The 13,315-nt window shown below is 74.1% G+C and carries 11 protein-coding genes; 9 read left to right on the plus strand and 2 right to left on the minus strand.

Annotated features, from left to right (window positions below; all coding sequences use genetic code 11):
• Positions 1 to 11 precede the first annotated feature (11 nt).
• Both OG562_RS32965 and cyc2 read left to right on the plus strand, forming a co-directional pair.
• Positions 12 to 1,241 (plus strand): damage-control phosphatase ARMT1 family protein, encoded by a 1,230-nt coding sequence (locus tag OG562_RS32965; protein WP_266404504.1) that lies wholly within the window; start codon positions 12 to 14, stop codon positions 1,239 to 1,241.
• 115 nt (positions 1,242 to 1,356) lie between these two features.
• Entirely contained in the window at positions 1,357 to 3,549 is a 2,193-nt protein-coding gene (gene cyc2 / locus OG562_RS32970; RefSeq protein WP_266404505.1) for a germacradienol/geosmin synthase Cyc2, read from the plus strand.
• A gap of 25 nt (positions 3,550 to 3,574) precedes the next feature.
• Here the strand turns inward: cyc2 and OG562_RS32975 are convergent, their stop codons facing one another.
• Positions 3,575 to 4,318: a hypothetical protein gene (locus tag OG562_RS32975; protein WP_266404506.1), complete on the minus strand. Its 744-nt coding sequence runs from the start codon at positions 4,316 to 4,318 to the stop codon at positions 3,575 to 3,577.
• A gap of 105 nt (positions 4,319 to 4,423) precedes the next feature.
• On the opposite strand from OG562_RS32975, the gene OG562_RS32980 reads away from it, so the two are divergent.
• From OG562_RS32980 to OG562_RS32995, 4 genes are all read left to right on the plus strand, one after another.
• A complete protein-coding gene (locus tag OG562_RS32980; RefSeq protein ID WP_266404509.1) occupies positions 4,424 to 5,290 on the plus strand; it encodes a LysR family transcriptional regulator in 867 nt (288 codons plus the stop codon).
• Positions 5,291 to 5,468: 178 nt separating this feature from the next.
• On the plus strand, positions 5,469 to 6,044 hold the full coding sequence (locus OG562_RS32985; protein ID WP_266404511.1) for a PDZ domain-containing protein: 576 nt from the start codon (positions 5,469 to 5,471) through the stop codon (positions 6,042 to 6,044).
• A 189-nt stretch (positions 6,045 to 6,233) separates the two neighbouring features.
• On the plus strand, positions 6,234 to 7,379 hold the full coding sequence (locus OG562_RS32990) for an aminopeptidase P family protein (protein ID WP_266404514.1): 1,146 nt from the start codon (positions 6,234 to 6,236) through the stop codon (positions 7,377 to 7,379).
• 52 nt (positions 7,380 to 7,431) lie between these two features.
• The gene (locus OG562_RS32995) at positions 7,432 to 8,382 is read left to right on the plus strand and encodes a phosphotransferase family protein (RefSeq protein ID WP_266404516.1); all 951 of its coding nucleotides are present in this window, start codon (positions 7,432 to 7,434) and stop codon (positions 8,380 to 8,382) included.
• Between the two features lie 111 nt (positions 8,383 to 8,493).
• Here OG562_RS32995 and treZ read toward each other — a convergent pair whose 3' ends face one another.
• Positions 8,494 to 10,239, minus strand: a complete 1,746-nt coding sequence (treZ, locus tag OG562_RS33000; protein WP_266404518.1) for a malto-oligosyltrehalose trehalohydrolase — start codon at positions 10,237 to 10,239, stop codon at positions 8,494 to 8,496.
• A gap of 209 nt (positions 10,240 to 10,448) precedes the next feature.
• Here treZ and OG562_RS33005 point away from each other — a divergent pair, with 209 nt between their 5' ends.
• The 3 genes from OG562_RS33005 to OG562_RS33015 all read left to right on the plus strand — a co-directional run bounded on the left by OG562_RS33005 (position 10,449) and on the right by OG562_RS33015 (position 13,087).
• Positions 10,449 to 11,000 carry an FHA domain-containing protein gene (locus tag OG562_RS33005; RefSeq protein ID WP_266404520.1) on the plus strand — a complete coding sequence of 184 codons (552 nt, stop codon included), beginning with the start codon at positions 10,449 to 10,451 and terminating at the stop codon, positions 10,998 to 11,000.
• 213 nt (positions 11,001 to 11,213) lie between these two features.
• Entirely contained in the window at positions 11,214 to 12,578 is a 1,365-nt protein-coding gene (locus OG562_RS33010; RefSeq protein ID WP_266409646.1) for a M14 family zinc carboxypeptidase, read from the plus strand.
• A complete protein-coding gene (locus tag OG562_RS33015; RefSeq protein ID WP_266404522.1) occupies positions 12,575 to 13,087 on the plus strand; it encodes an SSI family serine proteinase inhibitor in 513 nt (170 codons plus the stop codon). The genes OG562_RS33010 and OG562_RS33015 overlap by 4 nt, the downstream gene beginning before the upstream one ends.
• The last annotated feature ends 228 nt before the right edge of the window (positions 13,088 to 13,315 follow it).

A 13,315-nucleotide genomic window follows, 5' to 3' on the forward strand; every position in this document is an offset into this window, starting at 1 on the left:
CGGTGAGCCGTATGCCCGACACCTCCGCCCCGCCGCCCGTCCTCCTCGGCGACGAGCCCGGCTCCTTCCCGCACGGCGTCCTGGCCGAACGGCACCCGGCGATCATCCGACAGGTGCGGGACGCCTTCCCCTACGACCCCGACGTCCACCGCGCCCTGGACGCGCTGCTGGTGAGCTGCACCAAGGGCGTCATCGAACCGCTTCCCGCCGATGCGCACGACCGGGACCGCTGGCGTGTCTGGGGTCTCGACGCGTATGAGGGCCGGTCCTGGTTCGAGGTGCCGTGGCTGTGGTCGGAGAGCTACTTCTACCGCCGACTCCTCGAAGCCGTCGGATACTTCGGCCCCGGCGTCTGGCAGGGCGTCGACCCGTTCCGCCCCTTCAAGCTCGCCGAACTCGACGCCCCCGAGACCGACGAGGAACTGGCCGTACTCGACACCCTCGAAGCCCGCCCGGCCGACGAACGGGCCCGCGCCCTGCTGCACGGCTCCCTCTGGGGCAACCGCGCCGACCTCGGCTTCCGCCTCTCGGACGCCGACGCCGAGGAGCGGGACGCCGTGGCCGGACTGGTCGCCGACGACGGCGAGACGCTGTGGTCGCTGCTGCCGACGCCGGGATCTCCTGCGGAAGCCGTCACGGAAACGGACGCGGCGTCCGCCCCCGCCGTGTCCACCGTCTGTCTGATCGCCGACAACGCCGGCCGTGAGCTGATCCCCGATCTCCTCCTCGCCGCGCACCTCCTCGCCCAAGGGCGCGCCGGGCGGGTGGTCCTGCAGGTCAAGCCGTACCCGTACTACGTCTCCGACGCCACGACCGCCGACGTGGTCGATGCGCTCAGGAAGCTGACGGGGGCGCGGGGAGCGGCCGCCGAGTACGGCAGGCGGCTGTGGGCGGCCATGGCGGACGGCACGCTCACCGTCCGCGCGCATCCCTTCTCCGCATCCCCGCTGCCGTACGCGGAGATGCCGCAGGACCTCCGTGCCGAGTTCGCCGCGGCCGACCTGACGATCGTCAAGGGGGACCTCAACTACCGCCGTCTGGTGGGCGACCGGCCCTGGCCCCCGACCACCCCCTTCGCCGAGGTCACCGCCCACTTCCCGGGCCCGGTCGCCGCCCTGCGCACGCTCAAGTCCGACGTGATCACCGGCCTGTCCGCGGACACCGAGGCCGCGTTGGTCGCCGCCGAGGGACAGCGCTGGCGGACCGGTGGGACGCATGCCCTGATCCAGGTCCGCCGCTAGGGGCGCGACCTCCCGGTCGAACTCCCGCACGAACGCGAGCGGGCCGATTCACGCGATGGTGTGATCATGTGCCGCCGGGTGGATGGCCGTTCGGACCCCCGGGTAGGGCCCGGCCATGACGCAACCGTTCGAACTCCCGCACTTCTATCTGCCGCACCCCGCGCGGCAGAACCCGCATGTCGATCAGGCGCGGGCCCACTCCACGCAGTGGGCGCGCGACATGGGCATGCTGGAGGGGTCCGGGATCTGGGAGCAGGCCGATCTGGAGGCGCACGACTACGGCCTGCTCTGCGCCTGCACCCACCCCGACTGCGACGGCCCCGCGCTGTCGCTGATCACCGACTGGTACGTGTGGGTGTTCTTCTTCGACGACCACTTCCTCGACATGTTCAAGCGCACCCCCGACCGCGCCGCCGGCAAGGCCCACCTGGACCGGCTCCCGCTGTTCATGCCGCTGGACCTGGCGACGCCCGTGCCCGAGCCGCAGAACCCGGTCGAGGCGGGCCTGAAGGACCTGTGGACGCGTACGGTGCCGGACATGTCGCAGGACTGGCGCCGCCGTTTCGCGGTGGCGACGGAGCACCTGCTGAACGAGTCGATGTGGGAGCTGTCCAACATCGACGAGGGGCGGATCGCCAACCCCGTCGAGTACATCGAGATGCGCCGAAAGGTGGGCGGCGCCCCCTGGTCGGCGGGGCTCGTGGAGTACGCGACCGCCGAGGTCCCGGCCGCCGTCGCCGGCACACGGCCGCTGCGCGTGCTGATGGAGACCTTCTCGGACGCCGTGCACCTGCGCAACGACCTGTTCTCCTACCAGCGCGAGGTGGAGGACGAGGGCGAGAACAGCAACGGCGTGCTCGTCCTGGAGACCTTCTTCGGCTGCACCACCCAGGAGGCCGCCGACACCGTCAACGACATCCTCACCTCGCGCCTCCACCAGTTCGAGCACACCGCGTTCACCGAAGTGCCCGCGCTGGCCCTGGAGAAGGGCCTCAGGCCCGACGAGGCGGCCGCCGTGGCCGCATACGCCAAGGGCCTGCAGGACTGGCAGTCCGGCGGCCACGAATGGCACATGCGCTCCAGCCGCTACATGAACGAGGGCGCCGTCTCCGTCGCCCCCTGGCAGCGGCTGACCGGTCCCGGCGCCTCCGCCGCCGACGTCGGCGCCCTGCTCGCCTCGGCCGCCGCCGAGAGGCTGCGCGCGTACGCGCACGTGCCCTTCCAGAAGGTCGGCCCGTCGCTGCTGCCCGACTTCCACATGCCGTTCCAGGTCGAGCTCAGCCCGCACCTGGAGGCGTGCCGTCCGCGTCTGACGGCCTGGATGCACCGCATGGGCATGCTGGAGGAGGGCGTCTGGGACGAGGACAAGCTCGCCGCCTACGACCTCCCGCTCTGCTCGGCAGGCCTGGACCCGGACGCGACCCCGGAGGCCCTCGACCTCAGCGCCCACTGGCTCGCGTGGGGCACCTACGGCGACGACTACTACCCGCTGGTCTTCGGGGCCCGCCGCGATCTGGCCGCAGCCCGGCTGACCACGGCCCGGCTGTCGGCCTGCATGCCCGTCGGCGACGGCGAGGCGGCGCCCGTCGTCCCCGTGAACGCGATGGAGCGCGGCCTGCTCGACCTGTGGGCGCGCACCACCGCCGACATGACCCCCGACCAGCGGCGCACCCTGCGCGAATCGGTGGACAAGATGACCGAGAGCTGGGTGTGGGAGCTGTCCAACGAGCTCCAGCGCCGCGTCCCCGACCCGGTCGACTACCTGGAGATGCGCCGCGCCACCTTCGGCTCCGACCTCACCCTGAGCCTGTGCCGCATGGGCCAGGGCCCGGCCGTCCCGCCGGAGGTCTACCGCAGCGGCGTCGTCCGCGCGATGGAGAACGCGGCCGTGGACTACGCGTGCCTCACCAACGACGTCTTCTCGTACCAGAAGGAGATCGAGTACGAGGGCGAGATGCACAACGCGATCCTCGTCGTGCAGAACTTCTTCGGCTGCGACTATCCGACCGGGCTCGGCATCGTCCACGATCTGATGACCCAGCGCATGGAGCAGTTCGAGCATGTCGTCGCGCACGAACTGCCCGTCCTGTACGACGACTTCGACCTGTCGGCCGAGGCGCGCGAGGCCATGGGGCACTACGTCGCCGACCTGCAGAACTGGCTGGCGGGCATCCTGCACTGGCACCGCGAGGTGGACCGCTACAAGTCCGCCTACCTGGCCCGCCGCACCCACGGCTTCCTCCCCGACACCCTGCCGACGGCGCCTACGCCACACTTCTCGCTGTCCGGATTCTCCTCTGGGGAATAGGGCACCCCTGAATGAAACGGGGCGCTCAGGGAACTGCGGGCTGGGATCCCGCCCGTAGTGCGGCGTGCTCCACGGCGGCGCGCGCCAGCGCCCGGACGATCGGGTGCGGGCGCGAGCCGTCGCCGGACAGCTCGGGCTGGAACAGGGAGGCCAGGAAGAAGGGATGGCCCGGGAGTTCGGCGATGCGGACGTGTCCGTCCTCGTCGTGCCCCGAGAAGCGCAGACCGTGCGCCCGCAGGGTGTCCAGGTGGCGTGAGGGGCCGTAGGCGCAGAAGTAGCGCTCGACCGTGCGCTGCGAGCCGATGACGGACTGGGCGAGCGAGCCCGGCTCGATCGTGACGACGCCCTCGTGGCCCACGAGGGAGCACGCCAGCGGTTCGATGAGCGGGTCCTCCGCGTCGGGGTCGTTCTCGGCGTGCGCCACGCGCGTCAGCCCGCACACGTTCCGGGCGTACTCCAAGAGGGCGTGCTGGAAGCCGCCGCAGGTGCCGAGGAAGGGGATGCCCTCCTCGCGCGCGGTGCGCACGGCGGACAGGACGCCCGCCTCGCTGCGGTACGGGCTGCCCGGCACCACCCACACGGCGTCGAAGCCGCGCACCGCGCCCTCGGCCGCCGCTTCCTCGGACGGGATCCAGTAGGCGTCCAGGACCAGCCGGTCCCGGGCGGCGAGGGCCTCCAGCAGAAGCGGGATGCGGGTGTGCGAGACGACGTTGGGAGAGCGGTCGCCGACCAGGGCGACCTTGGCGATCTGAGCTGCGCTGTCGGTCATGTCCCTCATCCTGCGAGCGACCCGCACTTCACGTCCAACGATGATTGCTGCACTCTCGATAAGCAGAACTGATACGGAACGCTCGCGGCCTGCGATTCTGGTGCCATGGACCCGCACCTCCTGCGCACCTACGTCACCGTCGCGCGCCTCGCCTCCTTCTCCGAGGCCGCCCGCGCGCTCGGCTACACCCAGTCGGCCGTGTCCCAGCACATCGCGGCCCTCGAGCAGGACCTCGGCGCGCCGCTGCTGACCCGCCGCCCCGTCGCCCCCACGGCGGCCGGCGAACGGCTCCTCGAACACGCGGGCGCGCTGCTGCTGCGCCTGGACGCGGCCCGAGCGGACGTCGTGCGGATCGCCTCGGCGCCCCCGCACGGACTGACGCTCGCGACCTCGCCGACCGCCCTCGGCCCCGCTGCCCTCGCCGCGCTCCCGCCCGCCGGCGTGACCCTGCGCGTGCTCGCCCGCGACGACGTGCCCGCCGCGGTCGCCGCCGGCGCCGCCGACGTGGGCCTCGTCGACGGCCTGGCCGCGCCCAGCGACCCGCTCCGGCTGCCCGACGTCGCGCCGCTGACCACGCACGGCGTGGGGGAGGAGCCGGTCTGCGTCCTCCTGCCGGACGCGCACCCCCTGGCCCGGCGCACCGGCCTGCGCCTGGGCGACCTCGCCGACGCGCGCTGGCTGGACGCCCCCGACACCGGCCTGCCGCTCGCCCAGCTGCGCGCCGCGGGCGGCGGCCACGGCTTTCGCCCCGCCCTGCGCTACGACGGCGTCGACGTCCGCGTCCTGACCGCGCTGGCCGCCGCGGGCCACGGACTGGCGGTGCTGCCCCGCTCGGCGGCCACCGGCGTCCCGGGCGCGGCCGCCGTCCCAGTCGTCGAGCCCCGGGTCGTCCACCGGACCGAGCTGGTGCACGCCGGTACGCCGTCAGGCGCCGCGCGGGCCCTGGTGGAGGCGCTGTCCGCGCACGCGTGAGCCGTCCTCCCGCGGGCCTCGCGCCTGCCCCCGCTTGCTCCTTCCGCCCGCTCCTTCCGCCCGCTCCCTCCGCTAGTCCTCCCGCCCGGGCTACCTCTCCTGACGACCGGTCAGTCTCACTCGTTCGTGGCTCGTGGTGCGCCGGCGTGCCGGGTAGAGCACCAGCCGGAGGCGATCCATGGAACAGACAGCGTTGCGTCCCAAGCCCATGCCCGGCCAGGAGCCCGGCGGCGGCGCCGGGCGAGGCGGTCAGGCCCGGCGCCCGCACGCCGCACGCCGACGCGGCCGTCGGCTGACGACCCTGCTGTTCGGCCTGTCCGTCGGCACGGTCCTCGTCCTGTCCGGCGTGGGGCTCGGCACCGTCGGGGCGACCGTGATCGGCATGAGCAGACTGGCCGAACTGCAACGGCAGACCGGGCAGGGCCCCGCACCCGCTCGCCCGGGTTCGACCGCGCCCACCACGTCGGCCGCCCCGTCGCCCGGAGCGGCCCGCGCCACCCTGGGCCTGGAGGCGGTGGACGCGGAGCAGGCGGGCGCCCGGATCATCGCCGTCCACGTCCCCGGCCCCGGCTACACGGCCGGCCTCGTGCGCGGCGACGTCCTGCTGGCGTTCGGCAGGACGAGGATCGACTCGGCGACGGATCTCGCCCGGGCGGTCGCCGAGTCGCGACCCGGGAAAGAGGTGAGACTGACGCTCCGTCACCAGAGCGGCGGATACCAGCAGTTGACCGTCGCACCCGGAGTCGTCACCTGAGGGACGGGACGGAGGCCGGGCGACACCGACGCTCCTCTCCTGCCGCACCCATGAGCGCCTCCCCGGCGCCTCTCTGCGGAAACCCGTGCAATCGGCTCGCGCCGCCCCCGCTGTCCGGGCAGGATGCTGCCCATAGTCACCATGTATCGGCCGGCAGGTCAGTCGCCACGTCCTTCAGGGAGGCCCGGAATGACCGGCACCGCATCCGCGCCCTTCACCGCCGACGACTACCGGGCCCGCATGGAGCGGGCGGCGCGCGAGGCCGCCGACGCGGGGCTGGCCGGACTCCTCGTGGCGCCGGGACCCGACCTCGTCTGGCTCACCGGCTACGCGCCCCCCGCGGTCACCGAACGGCTCACCCTGCTCGTCCTCGCCCCCGGCCGCGCCCCCGTCCTCGTCGTGCCGACCCTGGAGGCCCCCGACGCCGCCAAGGCGGCCGGAGCCCCGGCCCTGACCCTGCGGGACTGGACCGACGGCAAGGACCCCTACGCGATCTCCGCAAGCCTCCTCGGCACGGGCGGCTCGGACGGCGTGGGCGGCCGGTTCGGGATCAGCGACAACGCCTGGGCGATGCACCTGCTCGGCCTGCAGAACGCGCTGCCCGCCACGTCCTACGCCTCCCTCACCGAAGCCCTGCCCATGCTGCGCGCCGTGAAGGACGCGGCGGAGCTGGAGCTCATGGCGGCCGCGGGAGCGGCCGCTGACGCAACGTTCGAGGAGATCCGGAAGGTTCCCTTCGCCGGCCGCCGGGAGTCCGAGGTCGGCGCCGACCTCGCCGACCTGCTGCGGCGGTTCGGACACTCCCAGGTCGACTTCACGATCGTCGCCTCGGGACCCAACGGCGCCAACCCGCACCACGAGGTCGGCGACCGGGTCATCGAACGCGGCGACATGGTCGTCCTCGACTTCGGCGGCCTCAAGGACGGCTACGGCTCCGACACCTCCCGCACGGTCCACGTCGGCGAGCCCACCGACGAGGAACGCCGCGTCCACGACCTGGTCCGCGCCGCCCAGGAGGCCGGTTTCCAGGCGGTGCGGCCCGGCGTCGCCTGCCAGGAGGTCGACCGGGCCGCCCGCGCGGTCATCGCCGACGCCGGATACGGCGAGTACTTCATCCACCGCACCGGCCACGGCATCGGCGTCACCACCCACGAGCCGCCGTACATGATCGAGGGCGAGGAGCGGCCCCTCGTGCCCGGCATGTGCTTCTCCGTAGAGCCCGGCGTGTACCTGCCGGGACGGTTCGGGGTGCGCATCGAGGACATCGTCACCGTCACCGAGGACGGCGGCCGACGGCTCAACGACACCACTCGCGAGCTGGTGATAGTGGACTGAGCCACCCCTCCAGGAGCCCCCTGCCACCCACCCGATCGGCGACGGCGCGACCATGACCCAGGCACCGACACCCACCGCGGACACCGTCCGCCGACTGGTCCGCGCCCTCGTCAAGGAAGGCGGCACGGGCGGCGCCGGCCTCGAGGTGGCGCCCGTCGCCGAGGGCCGGCCCTCGACCTGGTGGGTCGGCGCCCGCCATGTGCTGCGGCTCGCCCCCGACCGCGACGCGGCCGTGCGCCGGCGCCGCGAACTGCGCCTGCGCGACCTCGTGCGCCCGCACCTCCCCCTCGCCGTGCCGACCAGCGTGGCGCACGGCGAGTGGTCGCCCGGACTGACGTACACCCTCGACGTCAAGGTGCCCGGCGGGACGGCCGAGGAGCATGACGTGTCGGCGATCGGCGAGGCCGATCTGGCGGGGCTGCTCGGCGGTCTGCGCGAGGTGCCGCCCCGGCAGGCCGAGGCGCTCGGCGTGCCGCGCGTCGCTCCGCGCTCCCTGGAGGCGCTGCGCCGGATGGCCGTGGCCGCCGCCCAACGCCTCGCCGCCGCCGACGAGTTCGATCCCGCACGTCTGCACCAGCTCACCCCGCCCGGCGCGGCCCAGCTCGCCGCGCAGCCCGCGGCCGCCGTCCTCGTGCATCACCGGCTGCGGGGCGAGCATCTGGTGGTCAGCGCCGACGGCCGGGTGCGCGGTGTCCTCGACTGGACCCAGGCGGTGCTCGGCGACCCCGCCGAGGACATCGCGGGCCTCGGCCTCGCCGTCGGCTCCGGCGCCGCCGTACGCGCCGCCACCCTGGCCGGCTACGGCGCCCGCCCCTGCCTGCGCGGCCTGTGGCTCGCCCGCTGCGACACCGTCGTACGCCTCGCCGAACGTCTCGACGGTCAAGGGGCCGAGTCGCCGACGCTGCTGCGGACGCAGTTGCGGCGAGCCTGGGAGGCGATCCTGCTGGAACGGGTGACAGAGCTGCGCGAGGACGGCGAGCAGGGGGCGGACGAGGAGCTGTAGGGCGGCGGGCGGGGACAAGGGCGGCGAGTGCGGGGCGGCGGAGGCGCGGTAAGGCGGGGGGCGAGGGCGGCGGGTGAGGGCTGTGGGCGGTGTGGCGGCCCTGGAAGGCTCTCAGTCCTGTTCCAGGATCACGCACGCCTCCGCGGGCACATGCAGCAGACCGTCCGGTCCGGGGGCCTGGACCGGCTCCCAGGCGGCCAGTACGCGCGCGGGGTGCGGGCCCAGGGGGAGGGCGGCCGGCTCCTTGCCGAGGTTCACGGCCACCCGGACGTCCCCGCGCCGGAAGGCCAGCCAGCGGGCCTGTGCGTCGTAGGCGACCTTGGTGTCGGCGAGGTCGGGGTCGGTGAGGTCCGCCAGTCGGCGGCGCAGCGCGATCAGCTCGCGGTACCAGGCCAGCACGCGCGCGTGGGGCTCGCGCTGCGGCTCGGACCAGTCCAGACAGGAGCGCTCGCGCGTCGCCGGGTCCTGCGGGTCCGGCACGTCCTCCTCGGCCCAGCCGTGCGCGGCGAACTCCCGCCGCCTGCCCCGCCGTACCGCCTCGGCGAGCTCCGGGTCGGTGTGGTCGGTGAAGTACTGCCAGGGCGTGCCCGCCGCCCACTCCTCGCCCATGAACAGCATCGGCGTGAACGGGGAGGTCAGGGTCAGGGTCGCCGCGCACGCCAGCAGACCGGGGGAGAGGGACGCCGCGAGCCGGTCGCCCTGGGCGCGGTTGCCGACCTGGTCGTGGGTCTGGGAGTAGCCCAGCAGCCGGTGCGCGGGCACCCGGGAACGGTCCAGCGGGCGTCCGTGGCGGCGGCCCCGGAAGCTCGAGTACGTGCCGTCGTGGAAGAAGCCGCCGGTGAGGGTCTTGGCGAGCGCGGCGAAGGGGTCGCGCGCGAAGTCGGCGTAGTACGCCTGGGACTCGCCGGTGAGCGCCGTGTGCAGGGCGTGGTGGAAGTCGTCGTTCCACTGGGCGTGCAGGCCCAGGCCGCCCTGCTTGCGGGCGGTGACGAACCGCGGGTCGTTCAGGTCGGCCTCGGCGATCAGGAACAGCGGCCGACCCGCCTCGGCGGCCAAGGCGTCCACCGCCGTCGACAGCTCCTCCAGGAAGTGGCACGCGCGTGTGTCCGCCAGCTCGTGCACCGCGTCCAGCCGCAGCCCGTCCAGCCGGTAGTCGCGCAGCCACGCCAGCGCGCTGCCCAGCAGATACGCGCGCACCTCGTCCGAGCCGGGCGCGTCCAGGTTGACCGCGGAGCCCCAGGGCGTGTGGTGCCGGTCCGTGAAGTACGGGCCGAACACCGGCAGATAGTTGCCGGCCGGGCCCAGATGGTTGTGCACGACGTCCAGGACCACGCCCAGACCCAGCTCATGGGCCCGGTCGACGAACCGCTTCAGCGCCTCGGGGCCCCCGTACGGCTCGTGCACCGCCCACAGCGCCACCCCGTCGTACCCCCAGCCGTGCCGGCCGGGGAACGGGCACAGGGGCATCAGCTCGACGTGGGTGACGCCGAGGGCCACGAGGTGCTCCAGCCGCCCGGCGGCCGCGTCCAGCGTGCCCTCGGGGGTGTACGTGCCCACGTGCAGCTCGTAGAGGACCGCGCCGGGCAGCGGGCGGCCGGACCACGGCGCCCGCCAGGCGTGGCGGCCGTGGTCGACGACCGCGCTCAGGCCGTCCGGTCCGTCCGGCTGCCGGCGCGAGCGCGGATCGGGCCGCACGGGGCCGTCGTCCACCGCGAAGCCGTACCGGGCGCCGTCCCCGGCCTCCGCCTCGCCGGTCCACCACCCCGCCCGCTGCGGATCGCGCTCCAACGCGCGCGTGACGCCCTCGCACCGGAGTGTCACCCGTTCGGCCTGCGGCGCCCACACCTCGAACTGCACGGACGGTCCCCTTCGTCAGCTCGGCTTCGTCTTCCCACCGTCATGTAGCCCGTCCATCGTGCTGCACGCGGGATCAATCCGCTGTGGGAACAGCCCTCTTCACGGCGGGTGTCGCGATGTCCTCTGCGGCGGGGCCGCGGGGCACGCGCGCGTGGGGGCGATTTCACGTCTTCTGGACACCCGCGGTTCACTGACCGACAATCACCAGCGTGACGTCGTCTTTCGAGTTCAACACGTACCCCGCGCGCCTGTCGGATGCGGAGCGCGACAGGGCGCTGAAGGTGCTCCGTGACGGCGTCGCCATGGGCCGGCTGTCGCACGACACGTTCATCCGGCGCATGGAGCTGGCGCTTTCCGCACGTCGCACCGACGAACTCGCCGTCCTCACCGCCGACCTGCCCAAGGAGAGCCGCCTCTCGCGCGTCGTCTTCGGCAGCGTCGAGGCGGTCTCCGGCTTCACCGTCCGGCTGCGCCGGGCCTGGCAGGCCGAGCGGCTGCCCAAGCTGCTGCTCCCGCACCCCGGCACCGACCAGGCGCTGCGCATCGGGCGGGATCCCGCGAGCGGCCTCAGACTGACCCACGAGAGCGTCTCGCGCGTGCACGCCGAACTCAGGCGCCAGGGCGGGATGTGGATCCTGCGCGACCTCGGCTCGACCAACGGCACCACCGTCAACGGCCGCCGCGTCATCGGCGCGGCCGTCGTCCGCGAGGGCGACCAAGTCGCCTTCGGCCGGACGGCGTTCCGGCTCTCGGCGAACTGATCCGAAACCCACCTGGGAACCGATCCGAAACCCACCTGGGAACCGATCCGAAACCCACCTGGGAACCGATCCGAAACCCACCTGGGAACCGATCCGAAACCGCCTTCGGAACTGTTCCGGCCCAAGTCTCCTCACCCGTCGCGGTGTTGACGTACCCCGATCCCATGACTCACTGTGCGTACACCAGACACGCCCGGTGAACCGACGGCCCGCCTGTGGAGGTGTGCCCTGCCGCCACTCCTCCGCTATCCGACCGTGGACGACCTCGCGGCCCAGGCGGCCGCGCTCGCCGCTCGCCGCCCCCGGGACGCCCGGCTGCGGCGCGTCGGGGTCTCCCGCGCGGGCACGCCCCTGTGGCTGCTCTCCCTCGGCCGGGGCGCCCGTCAGGCCCTCGTCGTCGCCGGACCGCACGCCAACGAGCCCGTCGGCGGCGCCACCGTCCTGCGGCTGGCCGAACGTGTCCTGGCCGACCCCCGGCTCACCGAGGGCGCCGACGCCACCTGGAACCTGCTGCTGTGCCTCGACCCCGACGGGCTGCGCCGCAACGAGGGCTGGCTGGCCGGCCCCTACAGCCTCGGCCGCTACTTCCGGAACTTCTTCCGGCCCGGCTTCCACGAACAGCCCGAATGGCTGCCCGACGGCGCGGCCGCCGCCGCGCTGCCCGAGACCCGGGCGCTGCTCGGCCTCCAGGACGAACTGAAACCTTTCTTCCAGTGCTCGCTGCACGGCGTCGACGTCGGCGGCGCCTTCGTCGAACTGACCCGCGACCTGCCCGGCCTCTCCGCGCGCGTCGCCCACACCGCCGCCCGCCTCGGCATCCCCCGCGAACTCGGCGCCTACGACACCCTGTACTGGCCCGCGCTGGGACCCGCCGTCTACCGGATCCCGCCGCCGCGCCCGCGCGACCTGGCCGCCGCCATCACCGAGGCCGCCGTCGAGTCGACCTGGTACCACCCGCACCGGCACGGCACGGTCACCGCGATCGTCGAAGCGCCCATGTGGGGCGTGAGCGCCGTCGAGGACGACTCCCCGCCCGCCGACCGGGACGCGGTGCTGCGCGCCGTGAGCCGGGCCCTGCGCCACGACACACGTCTCCTGGAGCGCATCCTCACGCGCGTGCGGCCCCATTTCACCGGCGTCCCCGACGCGGCGCGGTTGCTCGCCCCGGTCGACGACTACCTCCTGGTCTGCCCCGGGCTCGCCGACGCCTGGGATCCCGACACCGCCGACCCCGCCCGTCCGCTGCCGCCCCTCAGCACCGCCCATCTGACGGCCCTGCACATCGCCGGCCGGCGGATCTCCGTACGGACGGCGGGCCTGCTGCGCCAGCTGGTCGCCGGCTCGGGGCACGACCCCTGCGACGCGCTGCCGGAGCTGGACGGGCTGATCGACGGGTGGTGCGCCGCCTACCTCGACGACTGCGGGGCGCGCTGGATCCCCGTCGCGCGCCAGGTCGAGTACCAGGCGAGGGTGGTGCTCGCCGCGTTCGAACTGGCCGGCCGGGCCGGCGCCGCCCCCGCACGTTCGGGTGAGTCGGGCTGGGGTACGCGGCCCGCCGTGCCGATGCACGGGGAATGAAGCTCCTCTCAGCCGTCTCCTCGGCCTTTCCCCCGGCCTTCCCCCCGGCCGTCCCCTCGCCCCTCCTCTCGGCCACCGCGCTGCGGCGCGCCCTGCCGGCCGTGGCCACGGCCGCCCTCCTGCTCGCCGTCGGCGTCGCCCCGGCCCAGGCCCAGGCGGCCTCCCCGGACGCCCTCCCCGGCAACTGGCTCCAGCTCACGCTCACCCACGGCACCTCCCAGTCCCGCGACACCCGCGGCGTCCTGCTGCTGTGCGACCCGCCCCAGGGCCACTCCCGCGCCGCCGAGGCCTGCGCGGCCCTGACGACGGCGAACGGCGACGTCGACGCCGTGGCGGGGCCCGGCGACCGCGTCTGCCCGCTCATGTACGCCCCGGTGACCGCCCGCGCGCACGGCCAGTGGAACGGCCGTCCGGTCGAGTACGCGCGGACCTTCGGCAACGACTGCGAGATGGAGGCGCTGACGGGCGCGGTCTTCGCCCTGGACGACGAGCAGGTCCCCGAGGTCTGAGCCGACCGGCCGAACGGGTCCCGGCTCACACGCGCGTGTGGCGTCGGGTTCGGGCTCACACGCGCGTGTGGCGTCGGGTTCGGGCTCACACGCACGCGTGGCGTCGGGTTCGGGCACACACGCACGCGTGGCGTCGGATCCGGTCGCCCGCGCGTGTGTGTGCCGACGGGTTCGGGCACACACGCGCGGGCCCGAACCCGCCACGCCCTACGTCGTCCTGTCTCCCCG

The organism is Streptomyces sp. NBC_01275, assembly GCF_026340655.1.
In the GTDB taxonomy this organism is placed as follows: Bacteria; Actinomycetota; Actinomycetes; order Streptomycetales; family Streptomycetaceae; genus Streptomyces.

What these genes read in the sequence shown, in the direction of transcription:
- OG562_RS32965 (WP_266404504.1), top strand. Translation starts at nt 12, where the DNA reads ATGCCCGACACCTCCGCCCCGCCGCCCGTCCTCCTCGGCGACGAGCCC.
- cyc2 (WP_266404505.1), top strand. Translation starts at nt 1,357, where the DNA reads ATGACGCAACCGTTCGAACTCCCGCACTTCTATCTGCCGCACCCCGCG.
- OG562_RS32975 (WP_266404506.1), bottom strand. Translation starts at nt 4,318, where the DNA reads ATGACCGACAGCGCAGCTCAGATCGCCAAGGTCGCCCTGGTCGGCGAC.
- OG562_RS32980 (WP_266404509.1), top strand. Translation starts at nt 4,424, where the DNA reads ATGGACCCGCACCTCCTGCGCACCTACGTCACCGTCGCGCGCCTCGCC.
- OG562_RS32985 (WP_266404511.1), top strand. Translation starts at nt 5,469, where the DNA reads ATGGAACAGACAGCGTTGCGTCCCAAGCCCATGCCCGGCCAGGAGCCC.
- OG562_RS32990 (WP_266404514.1), top strand. Translation starts at nt 6,234, where the DNA reads ATGACCGGCACCGCATCCGCGCCCTTCACCGCCGACGACTACCGGGCC.
- OG562_RS32995 (WP_266404516.1), top strand. Translation starts at nt 7,432, where the DNA reads ATGACCCAGGCACCGACACCCACCGCGGACACCGTCCGCCGACTGGTC.
- OG562_RS33015 (WP_266404522.1), top strand. Translation starts at nt 12,575, where the DNA reads ATGAAGCTCCTCTCAGCCGTCTCCTCGGCCTTTCCCCCGGCCTTCCCC.